Genomic DNA, 19,923 nt, shown 5'->3' with positions numbered 1-19,923 from the left:
TGAGCACAGGTAATCCGGTATCTGCCGAACCTCGCCAACGCTACCACCGCATTACAGGAGCAGAGATTTTAGAATAAGCGGACTCCTACCGCAATACCCACCGCCGAAGCCCTGCCGCTCCCACTGCGAGATACGATTTTACGCGGGGAATAGTTGTCGCTACTTCGGCTGATAGTGGCGAAGCCGGTGGAGGCGTGCGCTTTGATAGTGAAACGCTTACCGATGATTAAATTAGCGACTGCGCGAAGCTGCCCGCTGTGAGACACGTTTTTTTTATAGAGCGATTCTTTATCGTATTTGTAGAACGCAAAAGTATAAGCCGGTCCTAAACCGATTTGAAAATCGGGCTGCGACAAAAAATAATAAGTAAAGCCTGCAGTGCCTCCTAATTCGCCGACACTGCCGCTACTAATGCTGAAGCAAGCATCGGTAGCGGTTTTTTTTGCTTTGCCCAAAAATACCTCTGCCCCCGCAGAAAGAGAAATAAAAACTTCTGATGTTTTGGTGCTATCCTGCATTCCCCAATAATCGGGAAGGTGAATGTAGGGATAAGTAGCATACCCTGCTCCTAAAAATGGCATAACACGCCCTGCCGGAGCGGGCGGCGGTTGTTGGGCTTGAGCAGTGGCACAAAAAGAAGCGCAAAGAAAGGTAGCCAAAAGCGCGAAAAAATAGTGTTTCATTTTTGAAAAAAAATATAACCGCAAAAATAATAGCTTTTTTATCCCCTCCCTTCAAAAAAAACAATTTTCTTGTTCTGTTCTGTTTTGTGCTGCCGTCGCTTAACTTTGCGTTTTTCAATTTTTGTATCTCAGTATGGCACTCACCAAAGCAATGATTTTTGCCGCCGGTATTGGTTCGCGGCTGCGTCCTTTTACGCTCACGCACCCCAAAGCCTTGGTTCCTTTTTTGGGCAAGCCTTTGCTGTGGCATTGTTTGGAGTATGTGCAAAGTCAGGGCATCGGCGAGGTGCTTATCAATGTACTCCATTTCGGCGAGCAGATAATAGCATTTGCGGAGCAATACCGCCGCCAACACCCGCATTTCGGCATTTATATTTCTGACGAGCGCGACCACCTGCTCGATACGGGCGGCGGCTTGAAAAAAGCGGCTTCTTTTTTTGAAAACGACCGCGCCGCCTTCGCCCTCATCAATGCCGATGTGGTCAGCACCATCGATTTGCGGGCGATGTATGCCTATCACCGCCGCCGCGCCGCGCTGGTTACTTTGGCGGTGCAGCAGCGCGGAGCTTCGCGCACTTTGCTTTTTGATGCCGCCCAGTGCCTCGTGGGGCGCGAAAACCGCAGCAGCGGCACGCGCGAGTGGGCAGTGCCACCGCCCGAAAATGCCGCCGCTACCGCTTTCAGTGCGTGGGATTTTAGTGGCATACACATCGTAGAGCCGGCATTGCTGCATACCGCCACGCCGCCGCAGGAGGTGTTTTCTATCATTGATTGGTACTTGGCGGCGGCGAGGGCAGGCGAAAAAATAAAGGCTTTTCCGTGTCCTTCGGCTTTTTGGGCAGATGTGGGCAGCCCCGAAAAATTGGCGCAAGCCGAGCAGCAATATACCCTGTATTTACAAAAAAAACTGATTTTTTTGCGGCGCAAAGCAGCTTGGCACAATAGACCGCCAAAAAAATAAATTTTGCCGTACCTTTGCAGTTTCATTACAATTTTGTAAAAATTTTTATCTGTAATTATGGAATTTACCACCGCGGCATTCATTTCTCTGCTTACGCTCAGTATTCTGGAGGTTGTTTTGGGTATTGACAATATTGTATTTATATCTATTTTGTCGGGAAAACTGCGCGCCGAAGAGCAAAAAAAAGCACGCCGCTACGGTTTGATAATCGGTATGGTGGTGCGCCTGTTGCTGTTGAGCGTGATAGCGTGGATTATGAGACTCGAAGAGCCACTCATTAATATCGGTACGCTGGATTTGTCGGGCAAAGATTTGATTTTGCTGTTTGGGGGCTTGTTTTTGTTGTATCAAAGCACCAAAGAAATACACCACAAGCTCGAAGGCGAGCACGGCGAAAACAATGCACAGGTTTCCACTTCTTTTGCGGCTGTAATGGGGCAAATGCTGATTATTAATGTGGTGTTTTCGTTGGATTCGGTGATTACTGCCATTGGTATGGCAGACCAACTTTGGGTGATGATGACGGCAGTGGTGATTTCGGTGTTCGTGATGATGCTTGCCGCCGACCCTATCAGCGATTTTGTGCAAAAGCACCCTTCCATTAAAATACTCGCACTCAGCTTTTTGTTGCTCATCGGTTTTTCGCTCATCGTAGAAGCCCTCCATTATCACGTTCCCAAAGGTTATATTTATTTTGCAATGGCTTTTTCTTTTTTGGTGGACATCATTCAACTGCGCTACGACAAAAAGCACCGCCCTGTGCAGTTGCACGAGTATTATACTGAAGAAAACGAAGACAAGAAATCAAAAGAAAAAAAATCTTAAAGGAATAAACTATTCGTTCTTTTTTTTAAAATGACGAAAGCGACAACATTCAATGCTGAAAAAGAATGTTGTCGCTTTTTTTATGTGCGTGTGGGTGAAATAATATCACAAACTCATACTTTTCTTATGCACATGCACTGCCGTGCCACTTACGCACACAATGAGCATATTGTTGATGGTTTCGTAATCTACATCAACACCCACAATGGCGTTAGCTCCCTGTGTTTCGGCGCGTTGCAACATCTCCCGAATAGCATTTTCGCGGGCTTCGGCAAGCACTTCTTCATACGAGCCTGACCGACCGCCTACAATATCGCGTATGCCTGCAAAAAGGTCTTTGAAAATATTTGCCCCCACAATGACTTCGCCCGTCACCAATCCCAAATAATTTTCAATATCGTAGCCCTGCAAGGTGGGTGTGGTGCTGATGATGATTTTGCTCATAATTGTTTTGTTTTGAAAAAATAAAAAAAGTGTTGCAGCCTAACAATAAGAAAGACTGCAACACTCAAAATTACATCATTTTGACGAGGTTTTTCGCAACAAAATGAAAGTTATCTTCTCTTAACTACACCAAATTGCGGCGAATTACATTGAGCGCGCCACCTGCCTGAAACCACTCAATTTGTTGTTGGTTGTAGGTGTGGGCGGCTTGTATGGTATCGGTGCTGCCATCGCTGTGGTGGAGGCGCACGGTGAGGTTTTTGTTCGGAGCAAATTCCGTGAGTCCTATAATATCAACGGTATCATCTTCGCGGATTTTGTCGTAATCGTTTTTGTCTGCAAAGGTAAGTGCCAACATTCCCTGTTTTTTGAGGTTGGTTTCGTGAATACGGGCAAAAGATTTTACCATCACGGCACGCACCCCCAAGTGGCGCGGCTCCATAGCGGCGTGTTCGCGGCTGCTGCCTTCGCCGTAATTTTCTTCACCGAATACCATAGAGCCTAAACCGGCGGCTTTATAGGCGCGTGCCGTAGCGGGCACTGCTCCGTATTCGCCATTTAAGGGGTTGAGTACGGTATTGGTTTTGTCGTTGAAAGCATTGACCGCGCCGATGAGCAAATTGTTGGAAATATTGTCCAAATGCCCGCGATAGCGCAACCAAGGACCCGCCATAGAAATATGGTCGGTGGTGCATTTTCCTTTGGCTTTTATGAGCAAGCGCAAGCCGCGCAGGTCAGTTCCTTCCCAAGCGGCGAAGGGGGCTAATAGTTGCAGACGCTCGGAGTCGGGGGCTACACGCACGGTGATATGGCTGCCGTTTTCGGCGGGTTTCTGATAGCCCGCATCATCTACGGCAAAGCCGCGCGTGGGCAGTTCGTCGCCGTGAGGAGGGTCTAATTTTACGGCTTCTCCCTTGTTGTTGATGAGCGTATCGGTGAGCGGGTTAAAACCTAAATCTCCGGCAATGGCGAGAGCAGTAACGAGTTCGGGCGAACCCACGAAAGCATAGGTATTGGGGTTGCCGTCGGCACGTTTGGCAAAGTTGCGGTTGAACGAATGTACGATGGTGTTTTTTTCTTCTTTTTCTGCACCCATTCTGTCCCACATACCAATACAAGGACCACAAGCATTGGCAAATACTTTCGCGCCTATTTTTTCAAAAATATCTATCAGCCCGTCGCGCTCAATGGTGTATCGCACCTGCTCGCTGCCCGGTGTAATGGTAAATTCGGCTTTGGGGCTGAGGTTTTTGGCGGCGGCTTGTGCTGCCAGCGATGCTGCCCGCGAAATATCTTCGTAAGAGGAGTTGGTACAAGAACCTATTAAACCCACTTCTATACGCGTTGGCCAGCCGTTGGCTTGGGCTTCTTCGCGCATTTTGGAAATGGGGGTGGCGCGGTCGGGTGTGAAGGGACCATTGAGGTGCGGCTCCAATTCGGATAAGTTAATTTCAATAACTTGGTCGAAGTATTGGGCAGGATTGGCATATACTTCGGGGTCGGCGGTGAGGTGTGCGGCGACACCATCAGCGAGGTCGGCGATGTGGGCGCGTCCGGTGGCACGCAGGTAGCGGCTCATAGCGGCATCGTAGCCAAAAGTGGAGGTGGTAGCACCCACTTCAGCACCCATATTGCAAATAGTGCCTTTTCCGGTGCAAGAAAGACTATTAGCCCCTTCGCCAAAATATTCAATGATATAGCCTGTACCTCCTTTTACGGTCAGGATACCGGCTACTTTGAGGATAACATCTTTGGCAGAAGCCCAGCCGTTGAGTTTTCCGGTGAGTTTGATACCGATGAGTTTGGGCATTTTCAGTTCCCAAGGCAAGCCCGCCATCACATCGCAAGCGTCTGCACCACCTACGCCAATGGCTATCATTCCCAAGCCGCCTGCATTTACGGTGTGGCTGTCTGTGCCTATCATCATACCGCCGGGGAAGGCGTAATTTTCCAGCACCACCTGATGAATAATACCCGCACCGGGTTTCCAAAATCCGATGCCGTATTTGTCGGATACCGAAGCCAAGAAATTATACACTTCGTCATTTTCCTGATTGGCACGTTCCAAATCTTCTTCTGAGCCATTTTTGGCAACGATGAGGTGGTCGCAATGCACCGTACTCGGCACGGCTACTTTGTTTCTGCCGCACGACATAAACTGCAACAGAGCCATTTGGGCGGTGGCATCTTGCATGGCTACGCGGTCGGGTGCGAAAAACACATAATCTTTGCCGCGTTGATAATCTTGCAGCGGGGAGTCGCCGTGAAGGTGGGCATAGAGGATTTTTTCGGTGAGCGTAAGCGGACGCGAAATGAGACTACGCAATTGTTTTATTTTTTCGGGAAGCGATGCGTAATGCGCTTCTATCATGTTTACATCAAAAATCATGTTTATTTTCTTTTATTATATATATATTAAGGAGTTTTCGGTGTATTTGGTTTTAATATTTTATAAAAAAACCGGATATTGGTATAATAAAAAAGGTCAGTTTCAAACTTAGTCGGTTAATTTGTTCGGGATTTGTATAATTTTTTTTGGTACGGTGATGATATGAGTAAAAAACAAATGTTCCATTATAGCTGCCCTTTTCTGTTGCGCGGTATATCATCTGTAAAAAGTATGAGGGTTCACCGGAATGTGCAAATTCAAAGTTGTCAGTATAATATTGTAATAACTTTTTGAAATCAAAGCTATTGTGCTTTGGCGGCATAAAATTACAATGTTTTTGAAAATCTATTGTACCTTTATCATTGAGCCAGAAGCGTTTGTTTGAAATTATTATACAATTTTTTCGGCGAATGGGTTTCAAGCTGTTTTTGATAAAATTTTTATTTATATTTCTTGTATGCTTTCTTCTCTGCGAAAACGCGCCTCTACGCTTGCTGCTGCTCCTCAACAATTAGCCGTATTGCAGGGTGCGCCTTTTGCTTCGGGCGAGTTGCCTTTTTTTGATGAAAAAATGAAGGCGGTGGGCTGTGCGGTGTTGCGCCCTGTTCCTTTGGAAGTGTTGCAAGTGAATGTGGGCTATCGTTGCAATCAGGTGTGCGCGCACTGCCACGTAGATGCCGCCCCCGACCGCAAAGAGGTGATGCAGCGCGGTACTTTTGAGCATATTTTGGAGGTGTTGCGCCGTCATCGCAGCATCAATACCCTCGATATTACCGGCGGCGCACCCGAAATGAACCCGCATTTCAGGTGCTTGGTGGAGGAAGCCTCTGCTATTGGCGTGGCGGATATTATTGTGCGCTCCAACCTCACTATTTTGGTGTCTAATGCTGCTTATCGCGAATTGCCGGAGTTTTTTGCAAAGTATCGTGTGCATGTGGTGTCGTCTTTGCCTTTTTATAAAGCCGAAAGAACCGACCGACAACGTGGCGAAGGTGTTTTTGAGCAGTCTTTGGAGGCTTTGCGCCTCCTCAATGATTGTGGCTATGGCAAAGAAAATTCGGGCTTACTACTAGATTTGGTTTATAATCCGGCGGGGGCTTTTTTGCCGGCGGCGCAACAAATTTTGGAGCGCGACTTTAAGCGGGAACTCGCCACACAATACGGTATTGCCTTCAACCGCCTCTTTGCCCTCACCAATTTGCCCATTAGCCGATTTTTGGATTATCTGTTGCAAAGCGGAAATTATGAAGATTATATGCACACCTTAGTCCACGCTTTTAATGCGGCGGCTTTGAACAATGTGATGTGCCGCAATACTGTATCGGTGGCGTGGGACGGCACGCTCTACGATTGTGATTTTAACCAGATGCTGCAACTTCCGGTGGCGGCGGCTGTGCGCCATATCGCCGATTTTGATGCCGAGCGGCTGCAACAACGCGCTATTGTGGTGTCGCAACATTGCTACGGTTGCACGGCAGGGGCGGGTAGTAGTTGTCAGGGGAGTTTGGTGTAGCACAGTCCACATATTTTATTATTTTAAAAAAAACATCTCTTTTACTCCTATGCCCGACAGCAGAAGCGTTTTTCCCACTCCAAAAAAAGAAAATTTTTCTTCTATGCGTGCCCGTTGGTTGTTCAATCTGTTTCCGGTGTATCGGCGCACGGGCGGCAGGGTATGTTTTATTTCGGAAGATTGGAAAGAAGTGCATGTACGCCTCTCGCTTAATTTTTTTACCCGCAATTATGTAGGTACTGTTTTCGGCGGCAGTATCTATGCTTGTTTAGACCCCATCTTTATGTTGCAGTTGATACAGATTTTAGGAAAAGACTATGTAGTGTGGGATAAAGCTGCTCATATTAAATTTATGAAGCCCATTACCGGCACTGTGTATGCGCGTTGCAGCATCAGCGACGAAACCATTGAGCATATCAAAACACAGGTTGCCGCACATCAAAAATATGTGATAGAAATGCACACTGCTTTTCATGATGCGGCGCATACTGTATATGCCGAAACTACCAAAACTTTGTACATTGCAGATAAAAATTATTATCGGCAACGGCAACGGTAGGGTATCGTTTTTTTTAAGCTAAGATGTTATTAAATATTTGGGATAGCAACAATAATGCTTCACTACCGGAGCGGCTAAGGCTTGGATATTGAGCAAGTCGGAGGCTTCGGCGATGTCGAGGGTTTTTCCGTCTTTGAACAAAATCTTGATATTTTCGGCGGTGGTGGAGTAGGCGCGGTTGCTGGTAGTACCGCCAAACACTAAATGTGCGGCTTCGTGGCGGCGGTAGCCTTTGTGCTGCATCAGTTTTTGGGTAAAATGTTCCAAATAATCAGCTGCAAAAGGTTCGCGCTGCAACTCTATTTTCAACAAATGGCGTTGCACAAAAGCCGTACATAGTTCTGCCAACAGCGCATCGCTGTGCGATTGCCACACTTTAATGGCGCACCACAAATCGTGGTCGTCTAAGTGGGTATAATGACGAATAAAATCTTCGTTGATGATGCGGTCATTTTCGTACAAAAAATACTGCAAAGCCGGCGATGCAAATAAGGCAGTATCCTGTGCGGCGAGTTCTTTGGCGTATGTTAAAATATGCACCAGCATCATTTCGGCACAAAGCACCGTTTTGTGCAAATACACCTGCCAATACATCAAACGCCGCGAAATCAGAAATTTTTCAATAGAATAAATGCCTTTTTCTTCCACCAGCAGTTCGTCTTGATGCACATTGAGCATTTTTATAATGCGGTCGTAGCCGATAACGCCTTCCTGTACGCCACTAAAAAAACTATCGCGCGTGAGATAATCCAACCTGTCCATATCCAATTGGCTGGATACTAACTGATGCAGGAATTTTTTGGGGTAGCGGTTTTCAAAAATTTCAATCGCCATATTCAATTGCCCATTGAAATGCGTATTGAGGCGTTGCATGAGCAGCAAAGAAATATCTTCGTGAGATACTTGGGGTACGAGGGCGTGTTCGAGGGCGTGCGAAAAGGGACCATGACCTACATCGTGGAGCAAAATCGCCAAACAAACGGCTTGTGCTTCGGCAGAGCTGATACTTACTCCTTTGTGGCGCAGGGTGCGCACGGCGCGTTGCATCAGGTGTAGTGCGCCCAAAGCATGATGAAAACGGGTATGCACCGCCCCCGGATATACATAGCTGCCCAAACCCACCTGTTGTATGTGGCGCAAACGCTGGAAATAGGGGTGCTCCAGCAAATCCAATAGAAAATCGAACTCCAGCGTGATGAACCCATATACCGGATCGTTGATGATTTTTCTTTTATTCAAACTGCAAAAAGGATAAAATGGTATAATTGCAATTAACAAATGAAAAAGAATTTAGGTTTTTCGGGCAGAAGATTATTTGTATTGTATGATGAATAATTTGTTGGATATTTGGGCGAAAGTCTCTCTAACTCGGCTGCTCAACTTTGACAAAGTTCGAACTTTGTCAAAGTTTTAATAGAAACCTCCCCAATTCCGCCGTACCGAATCACGGAACAACCGTACCGAATCACGGAACAACCGTACCGAATCACGGAACAACCGTACCGAATCACGGAACAACCGTACCGAATCACGGAACAACCGTACCGAATCACGGAACAACCGTGCCGAATCACGGAACAACCGTGCCGAATCACGGAACAACCGTGCCGAATCACGGAACAACCGTGCCGAACAACGGAACAACCGTACCGAATCACGGAACAACCGTACCGAATCACGGAACAACCGTGCCGAATCACGGAACAACCGTGCCGAATCACGGAACAACCGTGCCGAATCACGGAACAACCGTGCCGAATCACGGAACAACCGTGCCGAATCACGGAACAACCGTGCCGAACAACGGAACAACCGTGCCGAATCACGGAACAACCGTGCCGAATCACGGAACAACCGTGCCGAATCACGGAACAACCGTGCCGAATCACGGAACAACCGTGCCGAATCACGGAACAACCGTGCCGAATCACGGAACAACCGTGCCGAATCACGGAACAACCGTGCCGAACAACGGAACAACCGTGCCGAATCACGGAACAACCGTGCCGAATCACGGAACAACCGTACCGAATCACGGAACAACCGTACCGAATCACGGAACAACCGTACCGAATCACGGAACAACCGTGCCGAACAACGGAACAACCGTACTCACCTAATGTGATTGATTTTTAATAGTATGTAAGAAAATATCTCATCTACTTCCAATATAGTACCTGCCTGAGCTGCTTGTACTGTACTTTTAAATGGTGCTAATGCTTGGATTTTTTTAACCAATTATACACAGTTGTATGGCTAATCACAATCTTTGCGCTTATAGTGTTGTGTAGCACTTACATTGTTGCCATTTTTCACTATATTTATGCCGCTGCATTTATGATAACACTGTAGGTTTGACTTATTATTTGGTTTTTCTTTTTTTGCAAAAATACAAGGTTATCAACTAATTATTAGCACCGCCACTTTTAGTTTGCCAATACATAATCTACTACATATTGCATTTCTTCTAAGTTTTCAAACACGGAAGGAATGGTGTTTTTGCTCACAAAATAGCGGTAAATATCGCGTTGGCGGTTTTTGAGGTCTTGCGGTGTGCTCAGGTCGTACTCGTCCATAAACATTTTGAGGTAGTTGTAAGTATGCTTGAATTTTTCGTTGCTGATATGCCTCAATGCAGCAGACTCAACGACAACAGTATTGTTGCTTTTTTCGGTTTTTTCGGCAGTAGCAGGGGGCTTTGAAGTTTTTGTATGGCGTTGTTTTTCCACGCGCTCTATTTCATTCTGTATATCGTCAATAGACGGTGCAATGTAGCCTTTTGGAAATACAGCCGCCGGTAGTGGGGTTTCTACATTTTCGGTTTGGTACTGATTGATGGAAGAAGGCAGCGTTTCGTATTGTTGTTCATCATCATCGGTGGGGGAGGCTGCCGCCGAAAAATATGTTTCCTGCTGTTTTTCCTCTTTGCGGTTTCCTGTCTGATGATTTTTTGAAGTTTTATTTTCTTTAAAACGCAGTGCACTCAACTCTTCCAAAAGCTGTTTTTTAAAATTTTGTACAGCACTGTATCGCAGAGAGGAAGGATAAGATAATATTTTTACCAAATCTTCGGCAAGCGTATCTGCGGGTGAAATTTCATCGGTATGCACCAACAACAGCGGTAAGCCACTGCCACTGCGATAGCCCAATACAAAATATGCCGCTGCTCCCAAAGCACTGATGTCGCACAAGAGCAGGTCGTAAGATGCCAGCATATCGACACTGAGAGTTTGGTGCGGTTGCAACAGCACCGACTCCCACTGTGCTTCGCGGAGGGTTTCTGTAAGTATTGCCGAAACTTCATCGTTGTCGGCAGTATTGGCGGCTATCCATACCGCACACAAGGGTAATAATTTTTTTTTCTCGTTATTTGCCATCATTTCAATGGGCTTTCTCAGGTTTTTTATTGCTGTGAGTGCAAAATTATTTCAAGCAACAACGCACAAGTTATTGTTGCTATCTATCAATTATTGTTGCTCAATAAATCGCGCAACAAATCATCTATATTATCATCTTCATCGCTATGTTCTACCAATTTTACCGCTTCTTTTGGTTCCATATCGGCATATACAATTTTCAAAACACCAATGGCGTACTTGTCCACTGTCTGGATATTGGCGTGTATCAGGCAACGGATTACTTCTTCGTTCACAGCTCCGCCATCGGTATTCATGGTAGATTTATAGCGCAATTCGCCGTCTTCAAAATCCATTTCAAAATTACCAATAATCAAGCCATAGTTGGCGCGGGTAATAAATTCTGCCACTTCGTGCCGTTTGTTGGAAGGCACATTAAAAGGTAATAAAGCATAGCAGCGCAAAATATCACGGTCTTCTTGTACATGAATAATTACTTCTAACTTACAGTTGCGCATAGCTACGCCAAAACGCACCAACTCCCTGTCTTCGTCTAAACGAAATTGAAAATTAATAGATTTTAAATGACTGATAACCAAATCTAAAGTGTACGACATAATCTGAAATGGGTTTGACGAGTAAATTACAAGTTCAAAATAAACTAAAAGTAGGAAATGTTGTGCATTTTGGTAATTTTTTTTTTCACATCTTCATTTCTTTTATCTTTGCTGTCTTATATATGGCACGTTATTTAGCAATAGATTATGGAAAAAAAAGGAGCGGTATTGCTGTAAGCGACCCCCTTAAAATCATCGCAACAGGGCTTTGTACGGTGGATACTGCTGCGCTGATGGATTTTTTGAAAAGATACATACAACAGGAGGCTGTTGAATTGTTTGTGGTGGGTATGCCCACGCAATGGGACGACTCCGACACCCACGCCACACCTTTGGTGCGTGCTTTTATCCTTGATTTGCAACGCAATTTTCCCGATATTCCGGTAAAAACGGTGGACGAGTGGGGCACTTCGCGCGATGCCCTGCGCACCTTGGTACAGAGTGGCGTGCCAAAAATGAAACGCCGCAATAAGGCATTGCTCGACGAAGTAAGTGCCACTATTATTTTACATGAATATATGAGCCGCTGATGCGGCGAGTTTTGTGCTTTTCTTTTAAAAAAACGGCACATTATTCGTTTATTGCCCGCTTTCACGATATATTTGTATTTCCAATCAATAAAAAGCCGCCAGCTATCTTATGTTCAAACGTTACTTTTTTGCGATTTCGCTCGTTTGGAGTGTTTTCTGCGGTGCTGTATATGCCCAGCAAGACAGCCACTACACGGGCTATCAGTTCAATCCTTTGGTTATAAATCCTGCTTATGCGGGCAGTCGCGGTGTGCCGGGTGTGCTGGCGTATTATCGTCATCAGTGGGTCAATATCAATACTGCGCCGCAAACAGGGGCTTTGAGTTTTCAGATGCCGATGCGACAAGGAAAAATGGGAGTGGGCGCACATATAGAAAGCGACTGGATAGGCGTGCATAACCGCATTAGTCTTTTTGGCGATTATGCTTATCGGTTGCATTTTCAGCGCGGCACTTTGTCTTTGGGCTTGCAGGCGGGGCTGTTGTATTATCGCTCCAATTTCAGTCAGGTTGATATTATTGATAATCTTGACCCTGTGTATGCTCAAGACCAAACGCGCCTATTACCCAATTTCGGAACGGGCATTTATTATCATAATCGCCGCATGTTTTTGGGGCTTTCGGTGCCACATCTGCTCAATAATGACCTGAGCGAAGTAGATGCCCGCCAAAGTCGCCATTATTTTTTGAGCGGCGGCTATACTTTTGCTGTAGCCGACAATATTTTATTGCGTCCTACTTTTATGCTGAAATATGTAGCCAATGCGCCGCTTTCGGCTGATGTAGATTTGATGTTGATTTTGAAACAGCGTTTTTGGATAGGCGGTGCATATCGCTGGAAAGAGTCGGTAGATTTGCTGCTGCAATATCAAAGCAGCCCGAAATTGCGTTTTGGTTATGCTTATGATTATCCGCTCACACCCTTATCCAATATTTACGGCAGCCACGAAATATTTATAGGCTACGAGTGGGGTTTCAGTGAAGACCGTATCCTCACACCGCGCTATTTTTAATGCTCCGTAAATCGGTAGCCCACGCCGCGCACCGAATGAAAATACACCGGATTGCGCGGATCTTCTTCAAAATATTTGCGGAATGCCAGAATAAAATTGTCAATGGTGCGGGTAGAAGGAAACACATCGTAGCCCCACACATATTGCAAAATCTGCTCCCGCGATACTACCTCATTTTTGCGCTCAATGAGTAATTTTAGTAAGCGCACTTCTTTTTTTGTCAAATGCAGCGATTCTTGGTTGTAGGTGGTGGCTAAATAAGTGACAAAGTTGATGCTGTTGTTGCCGAAATGATACCACTGCAAAGTGTCGTCATCTTGTTTGTGGCGCAGGCTTCGTTTTGCCAATACTTTTACGCGCAACAATAATTCCTGCAAATTGAAGGGTTTGGTGAGATAATCATCTGCTCCTTTGCGCAAGCCCAATAATTTATCCTGTGTGCTGTCTTTGGCGGTGAGGAATAAAATAGGCATATCGGTATTTTCCAAACGGATTTTTTCACATACTTGCAAACCGTCAATTTCGGGCAGCATTATATCCAAAACCGCCAGATTAAAGCGTTGTTCATCAAAGGCTTTGAGTGCCTGCGTACCGGTGGTGGCACTCACTACTTCGTAGCCCTCCAATTCTAAGTTGAGTTTGATGAGTTCTAATAAAGAAGGCTCATCTTCTGCCAATAAAATCCGAATATCCATAAGTTTTAATATAAAAAGGCGTGAATAATATAATAATACAACAGTGTATATACAAAGTTTGGGCTAAAATGGCAAACTTTTTTCAATTCCTTCATATCTGAAAGAAATATGACAAAGTCATGATAAACAACAAATTTTACAGGTGTGGTTCTAACACAAAATGCGCCCAAGAACCTTGCATAGTCGGCAGTTGATTATTACGGAGGAGCATTTTAAGAAAAAGGCTGCGCTGTAACATCGTTGCTCCCAAACGCTCTAAATGGGCGGTGTGCATTTGGCAATCTACCATTGAAAATTGCTGTTCCTGTGCCCATTGTGCCAGCATAATAAAAGCGGCTTTTGAAGCATTAGACACCTTCGAAAACATAGACTCTCCAAAAAATGCCTTGCCCAAAGATACTCCATACAAGCCGCCCACCAATGCACCGCTATCCGCCAAGCGCACCTCCAAAGAGTGAGCATAGCCCAACTCGTGCAGCTTGCAATATGCTTCAATAATTTCTTCGCTAATCCAAGTGGAGTCGGAATATGCTCGCGGGGCTTGGCACAAACGTATTACCGTTTCAAAATCATTATCAAAAGAAAAAATAAATTGCCCGCGCCGCAGCACCTGCCGCATACTTTTGGAAATAAGCACTTGCGAAGGCAACAACACACAACGCGGGTCAGGACTCCACCACAAAATCGGCTCATCGGGATTGAACCAAGGAAAAACTCCCTTTTTGTAAGCCAATAGCAAGCGTTCTGTACTTAAATCTCCTCCTACGGCGAGCAGTCCGTCTGCTTCGGCATAGTGAGGTGGCGGAAAAGCAAGGCTTTCGTTGAGCAGAAATACGGGCATACAAGCTACGAAAAAAATATTTTTTATACAAAAGCCTTTAGCAATTCTTCTGCCTGTTTTCGTGCTTCAGCATCGCTTTGCTGATAATCGTCAAGTGTGGGCTGTGCTACAAAAGCAGTGCGTTGCAGGGTGTTTTCAATGAGGCGCGGAATATCCAAAAACGCAATTTCATCTTTCAAAAAAGCCGCTACCGCTATTTCATTGGCGGCATTGAGTACGCAAGGCGCATTGCCGCCTCTTTGCAGGGCTTCAAAAGCCAATGCCAAACAAGGAAAAGTAAAAGTATCGGGTGTTTCGAAAGTAAGTTGGGGGTATTGCATAAAATCAAAACGCGGAAAATCGCTTTTCAGTCGCTGCGGATATGACAGGGCATACTGAATGGGCAATTTCATATCGGGCAAACCCAATTGTGCTTTGATAGAGCCATCGGTGAATTGTACCAACGAATGTATGATAGATTGCGGGTGTACCACTACTTCTATCTGTGAAGCCGCTACATCAAACAGCCATTTGGCTTCTATCACCTCCAAACCTTTATTCATCAAAGTAGCCGAATCAATGGTGATTTTTGCACCCATATCCCAGTTGGGGTGGCGCAGGGCTTCGCGTTTGGTGACGTGGGCTAAGGTTTCGCGGCTTTTGCCCCGAAAAGGACCTCCCGATGCCGTGAGAATAATTTTTTCAATAGCATTGTCCGTTTCACCGGTCAGGCATTGAAAAATTGCCGAATGTTCAGAATCCACCGGATAAATGGAGCAGTTTTTTTCCTGTGCTAATTTGCTGATAAGTTCGCCTGCCACCACCAATGTTTCTTTATTGGCTAAAGCTATTTTTTTTCCACTTTGCAAAGCAGCCACCGTAGGCAACAAACCCGCAAAACCTACCATTGCCGTCAGCACACAATCAATAGTATCCATTTGTACGGCTTCGCTGATAGCTGCACTGCCCGCCCGCACTTGAACAGGTAGGTCGGCGAGGGCGTTTTTTAGCTGCTGATAGTATCTTTCGTCGCCAATTACCACCACTTTGGGTACAAATTGCCGTGCTTGGGCAATGAGCAAATCTGCATTGCGGTGCGCCGTGAGTAACTCTACACGAAAATGATCCTGCTGTGCTGCTATTACTTCTAAGGCTTGTGTGCCGATAGAACCGGTAGAACCCAAAATAGCAATACCCTGTGGGCGAGAAAGGGAAAATTTCATCATGTATTTTTTTAAGTTCAGTATAAAAAAACAGGATTTACCTTGTGTGTAAAGATATTTTTTGAAACAAAAGTGCTAAAAAATGTTGAAACAAAATAAAAAACGGCTGCTGCTCTGTAAGCCGGGTTCTGTACTACATTTTTTATAGGTATAAAAAACATAGCCCTTGTCATTTATCTGGAACAAACATCGCTGCTTGTTTCTATCAACCTACCCGTTGCGGCGTACATTGCTGCACAAATGCCGAGCCGACATCGCTCACATTGCAAGCCCGCAACTTATTTGGTCTTTCAACCCACAAGGTTTACCCCTGCATTGCGTTGCCGAAATGCAGCCTTTGTTGGTGCAAAGGTTTTCACCGGAATTGTATAAAAAAAATTACACAACACCACTATTTTCTGTGGCACTGGCTGTCTTATTTCTTTTACAAAAAATAAGCCCTCCCGTTAGGAGGTGTGGTGCTCTGTGTTGCCCGGACTTTCCTCCCTGCCAATAGCAGAGCGACAAGGCAAGCAACAGCCGTGAGCAGCAAATATAGCAGAAATTTTATTTGCGGTTTGTTTAGCACATAAAAAAAAGAAAGGCTGCCCACCATGAGCAGCCTTTCTTTTTGTGTTATTTGATGAAAAAATGCAAAAATTACATTTTTATCAAAGATGCCTTTGCTATCATTTTTATTCCGGCACTTTGTAACAAAAAGTAAGTACCTGTAGGCAAATCCTGCATAGGAACTATAATTTGTTGTGTTCCTGATGTTATATCATTTTTCCAAAGTTGCTTGCCCACTATATCATACAATGTCAAAGTGCCGATTTCATTCAAAGGATATATTTGTACTTTGCACACATCGCTCACCGGATTGGGCAAAACTTGTAAAGTAAGCGTATTATTAAATGATTCAATGCCTTGTATCGGTGTCACTTGTACCACTAAATTGGATATATTGGGTACTATGGCACTTAAATTCACCAATTCTAAATCATTTTGTTGGTAATTATTGGATTGTATCTCTAAATTATAAGAGCCTAGTGGCACATTACTAAAACTAAAAGCACCATTGGCATCGCTGGTAGTGGTGGCAACAGTTGTATCATTGCTCACCAAATTGATAGTGATATTGGCAACGGGTGTGTTGTTTTCTCCCAAAATACTGCCGCTGATATTACCGCTATTTACTGGTAAAGTGATGTTGAATACTTGACAACTTTGGTCGCTGCAACTACCTTGATTATTCAAAGCTGTTACGCAAACGGTGTATGTTCCCGAAACAGTATAAGTGTGAGTAGCAGTACTGCCAATATTACTTAGTGCAGTGCCATCGCCCCACATTACAAAAGTGCTGTCGGCATTAGCAGAATTATTTACGATTGTAACAGTAGCTCCGGTTACATTGGCTTGAAAAGCTGCTTCGCAATCCGGATTTCCGATAATAATTGTTTGGCAAGTGGTTTGCAAACAGCCATTGCCATTGCTGGCAGTAAGGCATACTTCGTATTCGCCGTCACCGGCAAAGGTATGTGAGGTATTGGCGGTGTTAGCGGTAACTCCGTCAGAAAAGACCCAAGTATAAGCAGTGGCATTGGTGGAAGTACTTGTAAAAGCAACGGTATTGCCGCTTACGTTGTAAGTGAAAGCGGCTGTGCAATCTTGCTGAGGGTTGCCGATGGTAATGTTATCACAATAGTTGGCAGTGCAACCGTTGTTGGCAACAATGCTTACACATACATTATATACTCCGTCTGTTGTATAGGTATGGGTAGGAATTTGGATATTCGCCGTATTTCCGTCACCAAACTCCCATAGCCATTGACTAATCTGAGAAGCAGAGGGTGATACAAATGTGGAAAATGAAATAGTATTATCGTTTAAAGAATAACTGTATTGCACAAAACATTGTGCTTGTGCAGCTACCCCGAATACAAAAAAGGTGCAGAGCAGAAGTATTAATTTTTTCATTGTATAAAAAATGTATGGTGTGTGTAGTTAATAAAATTTTCTTTTTGATAAAAATATTTTATGTTATTAAAGCAACAAAGATAATACAGATGCAATAAGTACAGAAAATAAATGCTGTTTTGAGCTGTATTTATACAAATTTTAACAACAAAATACTATTTTATGTCTTAATTATCTTATGTGTTTTTTTTAAATTTGGCATAAAAAAAAGTGTTGATACCAATAAGCCGTATAGCTTATAAAGTATCAACACTTGAGATTAGAAACTACGTTTAATATTTATGCTCGTATGTTCAAAAAATTAATTGGTCAATATCATCATTTTAGTATCTAATATTGTACCGTCTGCCACCAAACTGTAAAAATAAGTACCTGCCTGCAAAGCACCCGCATCTAAATGCAAAGAGCCTTCGCCGTTTTGAGCCAATGCCAATACTTTTACTACGCGACCTTGAATGTCCACTATCTGCAATTCGGCTTGGCGATAGGTGTCGGGGATATAATATTTAATAAGTGTATTTTGATGAAACGGATTGGGTATATTTTGCTGTAAAGCAGCAACACGTTGTATTGAATTTGAAGTGCCATCTTGCATTTTGTGTGCTGTATTTGCCTGCGACAACATTTGTTTGATTTGTTGAATTTCACTGCTCAATTGTTCATTTTGTTGTTTTAAAGTCGCAATTTCATGGTGCTGTCCATCAAGCATAGTTTGCTGCTCCTGAATAGCACGCACCAATACCGGTATCAAATCGGAATAATAAACACCCAAACGCTGAGAGGCTTGGCTTTCCCATGTTTTTTTATCTTCATTCCACGACCATTCTTTATCCTCTACCGCCTCTTTTACTACTTGTTGTACCTCTTGCGCTATCAAACCCACTTTTTTACCGATTTGTGGTTGTGCTTTCCATTCATACATCACAGGGCGCAAACGCAACACTTCTGCCAAACCATATTGCAGATCTTGTATGTTTTGTTTGTCTCGGGCATCAGAAGTGTTGATAGTGCCGTAAGCCGCCCATATCAAACTCCAACGATTGCTACTTGTACCCAAAGAGCGATTAGCATCAGTGCTGGGGGCTACCAGCCCGTTTACCGAAAATGTAGTAGAACCCAAAGCTTCAATTGTTACTGTAGAGCCGAGTTTGATTTTTCCATATACATGCAACAACTCGCTAGGGGTGTTAGTACCAATACCAACGTTACCGCTTTTAAGTATAGTAAGTGCATTTTTACGACTTGCAGAGGAAGTACCGCAACCAACAGTAAACAGGCGATCTTGGGTATTCCAATTGACGGTAGAGAAAGCATTGGCATAAACATTGTACCGACCTATTGCTACTTCATAAGCCGATTTTGCCACTAAATTGTGTCCGATAGTAGTGGCGTAAGCTCCTGTGGCTACGTTATAGCTTCCAATAGAGGCACTTGTATTGCCCGATGCCACACTTCCTTTCCCAAAAGCTATGGAAAAACTGCCCACATTGGCATCGTCCCACGAAGTACCCACTGCATAACCGCCGCGCAAAGCCCCTTTGCCGTCAATCCACATAAAACGTGTTCCACTTCCGGAGGCGGGCGTAGTGCCGCTTAGAGCCGTCAGTGTATCAGCGGCTCCTGTAGCCAACATAGAACTGTTGTAAATGGCGAAATCTTGGGCTTGGAGTGCAACAGGCAAAGCCACACCCAACATCATAGAGCATAGTAATTTTTTCATTGAAAAATTAAAGTTTAATAGTTTAAGTTAAAAAAATATGTGTACAAAAAGCGATATTTTTTTTAAAAACAATAATAAAACCGCCCGACTTATAACAAAATATTATATGCTTACTCCTTTAAAAAAGAGCAATAAAAACACTACAAGAACAAGGATTTGTTCTCTTAACAAAAGATATTAAATGTATTATTTACAATAAGCTTGGCGACTTATATAATATACTGATTTTATAACAGGTATCTATAATTAGATGTTTACAAAATTAAACTATTTTTAAATATAAAATATCAATTATGAGCCAATATATATAAAATTTTTTTCAAATATTTATAATTGTTTTATTTGAATATATTAATACATTAACAAATGTGTTATGTTTTAATTGATTTTGTGAATATTATAAAAGTACAAGCTCTGAATATCCGCAAAAAAAACTTAGCCCTTATAAATTTGCATACATATAGTTATAAAAATTTCAGCATAAAAAAATGAATATTGGTGCTTTTGATAAGGAGGGGCTATTTCTGTGGGATTGTAGATGTATCAATATATTTTTAAGATGAGAGATAAATTTTAAATGAACTCTTAAACTATAATGCTTGTATCTTTGTATAATATTT

18 protein-coding genes and 1 other RNA gene are annotated in these 19,923 nt (G+C 43.8%); 7 read left to right on the top strand and 12 right to left on the bottom strand.

Annotated features, from left to right (window positions below; all coding sequences use genetic code 11):
* Positions 1 to 68: 68 nt before the first annotated feature.
* Positions 69 to 683: a hypothetical protein gene (locus IPL35_03515; GenBank protein MBK8442527.1), complete on the bottom strand. Its 615-nt coding sequence runs from the start codon at positions 681 to 683 to the stop codon at positions 69 to 71.
* 133 nt (positions 684 to 816) lie between these two features.
* Here IPL35_03515 and IPL35_03510 point away from each other — a divergent pair, with 133 nt between their 5' ends.
* Positions 817 to 1,644, top strand: coding sequence for an NTP transferase domain-containing protein (locus IPL35_03510; protein ID MBK8442526.1), 828 nt, complete (start codon positions 817 to 819; stop codon positions 1,642 to 1,644).
* Positions 1,645 to 1,701: 57 nt separating this feature from the next.
* A complete protein-coding gene (locus tag IPL35_03505; protein MBK8442525.1) occupies positions 1,702 to 2,469 on the top strand; it encodes a TerC family protein in 768 nt (255 codons plus the stop codon).
* Between the two features lie 105 nt (positions 2,470 to 2,574).
* On the opposite strand, the gene IPL35_03500 is transcribed toward IPL35_03505, so the two are convergent.
* Both IPL35_03500 and IPL35_03495 read right to left on the bottom strand, forming a co-directional pair.
* Positions 2,575 to 2,904 carry a YbjQ family protein gene (locus IPL35_03500; protein MBK8442524.1) on the bottom strand — a complete coding sequence of 110 codons (330 nt, stop codon included), beginning with the start codon at positions 2,902 to 2,904 and terminating at the stop codon, positions 2,575 to 2,577.
* Between the two features lie 133 nt (positions 2,905 to 3,037).
* Entirely contained in the window at positions 3,038 to 5,302 is a 2,265-nt protein-coding gene (locus IPL35_03495) for an aconitate hydratase (protein MBK8442523.1), read from the bottom strand.
* A 457-nt stretch (positions 5,303 to 5,759) separates the two neighbouring features.
* Here IPL35_03495 and arsS point away from each other — a divergent pair, with 457 nt between their 5' ends.
* A complete protein-coding gene (gene arsS / locus IPL35_03490) occupies positions 5,760 to 6,815 on the top strand; it encodes an arsenosugar biosynthesis radical SAM protein ArsS (GenBank protein MBK8442522.1) in 1,056 nt (351 codons plus the stop codon).
* A 49-nt stretch (positions 6,816 to 6,864) separates the two neighbouring features.
* Positions 6,865 to 7,374, top strand: a complete 510-nt coding sequence (locus IPL35_03485; protein MBK8442521.1) for a YiiD C-terminal domain-containing protein — start codon at positions 6,865 to 6,867, stop codon at positions 7,372 to 7,374.
* Between the two features lie 18 nt (positions 7,375 to 7,392).
* On the opposite strand, the gene IPL35_03480 is transcribed toward IPL35_03485, so the two are convergent.
* Entirely contained in the window at positions 7,393 to 8,613 is a 1,221-nt protein-coding gene (locus IPL35_03480) for an HD domain-containing protein (protein ID MBK8442520.1), read from the bottom strand.
* Between the two features lie 143 nt (positions 8,614 to 8,756).
* On the opposite strand from IPL35_03480, the gene IPL35_03475 reads away from it, so the two are divergent.
* A complete protein-coding gene (locus IPL35_03475) occupies positions 8,757 to 9,494 on the top strand; it encodes a hypothetical protein (GenBank protein MBK8442519.1) in 738 nt (245 codons plus the stop codon).
* Between the two features lie 306 nt (positions 9,495 to 9,800).
* On the opposite strand, the gene IPL35_03470 is transcribed toward IPL35_03475, so the two are convergent.
* Complete coding sequence (locus tag IPL35_03470) at positions 9,801 to 10,754, bottom strand: hypothetical protein (protein ID MBK8442518.1); 954 nt, start codon at positions 10,752 to 10,754, stop codon at positions 9,801 to 9,803.
* A gap of 83 nt (positions 10,755 to 10,837) precedes the next feature.
* Positions 10,838 to 11,347: a YbjN domain-containing protein gene (locus IPL35_03465; GenBank protein MBK8442517.1), complete on the bottom strand. Its 510-nt coding sequence runs from the start codon at positions 11,345 to 11,347 to the stop codon at positions 10,838 to 10,840.
* 122 nt (positions 11,348 to 11,469) lie between these two features.
* Here IPL35_03465 and ruvX point away from each other — a divergent pair, with 122 nt between their 5' ends.
* Positions 11,470 to 11,877 carry a Holliday junction resolvase RuvX gene (ruvX, locus tag IPL35_03460; GenBank protein ID MBK8442516.1) on the top strand — a complete coding sequence of 136 codons (408 nt, stop codon included), beginning with the start codon at positions 11,470 to 11,472 and terminating at the stop codon, positions 11,875 to 11,877.
* 109 nt (positions 11,878 to 11,986) lie between these two features.
* Positions 11,987 to 12,889: a type IX secretion system membrane protein PorP/SprF gene (locus tag IPL35_03455; GenBank protein MBK8442515.1), complete on the top strand. Its 903-nt coding sequence runs from the start codon at positions 11,987 to 11,989 to the stop codon at positions 12,887 to 12,889.
* Here the strand turns inward: IPL35_03455 and IPL35_03450 are convergent.
* The 6 genes from IPL35_03450 to IPL35_03425 form a co-directional block, all read right to left on the bottom strand.
* Positions 12,886 to 13,584: a response regulator transcription factor gene (locus IPL35_03450; protein ID MBK8442514.1), complete on the bottom strand. Its 699-nt coding sequence runs from the start codon at positions 13,582 to 13,584 to the stop codon at positions 12,886 to 12,888. The two genes, IPL35_03455 and IPL35_03450, sit on opposite strands and share 4 nt — an antisense overlap.
* 136 nt (positions 13,585 to 13,720) lie before the next feature.
* Entirely contained in the window at positions 13,721 to 14,425 is a 705-nt protein-coding gene (locus tag IPL35_03445; GenBank protein MBK8442513.1) for a leucyl/phenylalanyl-tRNA--protein transferase, read from the bottom strand.
* Between the two features lie 23 nt (positions 14,426 to 14,448).
* The gene (locus tag IPL35_03440; GenBank protein MBK8442512.1) at positions 14,449 to 15,627 is read right to left on the bottom strand and encodes a 1-deoxy-D-xylulose-5-phosphate reductoisomerase; all 1,179 of its coding nucleotides are present in this window, start codon (positions 15,625 to 15,627) and stop codon (positions 14,449 to 14,451) included.
* 101 nt (positions 15,628 to 15,728) lie between these two features.
* An RNA gene (rnpB, locus tag IPL35_03435) (RNase P RNA component class A) lies at positions 15,729 to 16,147 on the bottom strand.
* A 119-nt stretch (positions 16,148 to 16,266) separates the two neighbouring features.
* Positions 16,267 to 17,583: a PKD domain-containing protein gene (locus tag IPL35_03430; GenBank protein ID MBK8442511.1), complete on the bottom strand. Its 1,317-nt coding sequence runs from the start codon at positions 17,581 to 17,583 to the stop codon at positions 16,267 to 16,269.
* 301 nt (positions 17,584 to 17,884) lie between these two features.
* Complete coding sequence (locus IPL35_03425; GenBank protein ID MBK8442510.1) at positions 17,885 to 19,303, bottom strand: tail fiber domain-containing protein; 1,419 nt, start codon at positions 19,301 to 19,303, stop codon at positions 17,885 to 17,887.
* Positions 19,304 to 19,923 lie beyond the last annotated feature (620 nt).

It is taken from the genome of Sphingobacteriales bacterium, from assembly GCA_016711285.1.
Taxonomy (GTDB): Bacteria; Bacteroidota; Bacteroidia; order Chitinophagales; family UBA2359; genus JADJTG01.
Note: the sequence above shows the minus strand (reverse complement) of the source record. Positions and strands in the feature narration are given on the sequence as shown.

Excerpts from the sequence above, each read along its gene's own strand:
- IPL35_03470 (MBK8442518.1), bottom strand. The coding sequence starts at position 10,754 with ATGATGGCAAATAACGAGAAAAAAAAATTATTACCCTTGTGTGCGGTA.
- IPL35_03465 (MBK8442517.1), bottom strand. The coding sequence starts at position 11,347 with ATGTCGTACACTTTAGATTTGGTTATCAGTCATTTAAAATCTATTAAT.
- IPL35_03430 (MBK8442511.1), bottom strand. The coding sequence starts at position 17,583 with ATGAAAAAATTAATACTTCTGCTCTGCACCTTTTTTGTATTCGGGGTA.
- IPL35_03425 (MBK8442510.1), bottom strand. The coding sequence starts at position 19,303 with ATGAAAAAATTACTATGCTCTATGATGTTGGGTGTGGCTTTGCCTGTT.
- arsS (MBK8442522.1), top strand. The coding sequence starts at position 5,760 with ATGCTTTCTTCTCTGCGAAAACGCGCCTCTACGCTTGCTGCTGCTCCT.
- IPL35_03450 (MBK8442514.1), bottom strand. The coding sequence starts at position 13,584 with ATGGATATTCGGATTTTATTGGCAGAAGATGAGCCTTCTTTATTAGAA.
- IPL35_03515 (MBK8442527.1), bottom strand. The coding sequence starts at position 683 with ATGAAACACTATTTTTTCGCGCTTTTGGCTACCTTTCTTTGCGCTTCT.
- IPL35_03485 (MBK8442521.1), top strand. The coding sequence starts at position 6,865 with ATGCCCGACAGCAGAAGCGTTTTTCCCACTCCAAAAAAAGAAAATTTT.
- IPL35_03505 (MBK8442525.1), top strand. The coding sequence starts at position 1,702 with ATGGAATTTACCACCGCGGCATTCATTTCTCTGCTTACGCTCAGTATT.
- IPL35_03440 (MBK8442512.1), bottom strand. The coding sequence starts at position 15,627 with ATGAAATTTTCCCTTTCTCGCCCACAGGGTATTGCTATTTTGGGTTCT.
- IPL35_03510 (MBK8442526.1), top strand. The coding sequence starts at position 817 with ATGGCACTCACCAAAGCAATGATTTTTGCCGCCGGTATTGGTTCGCGG.
- IPL35_03455 (MBK8442515.1), top strand. The coding sequence starts at position 11,987 with ATGTTCAAACGTTACTTTTTTGCGATTTCGCTCGTTTGGAGTGTTTTC.
- IPL35_03445 (MBK8442513.1), bottom strand. The coding sequence starts at position 14,425 with ATGCCCGTATTTCTGCTCAACGAAAGCCTTGCTTTTCCGCCACCTCAC.
- IPL35_03495 (MBK8442523.1), bottom strand. The coding sequence starts at position 5,302 with ATGATTTTTGATGTAAACATGATAGAAGCGCATTACGCATCGCTTCCC.
- ruvX (MBK8442516.1), top strand. The coding sequence starts at position 11,470 with ATGGCACGTTATTTAGCAATAGATTATGGAAAAAAAAGGAGCGGTATT.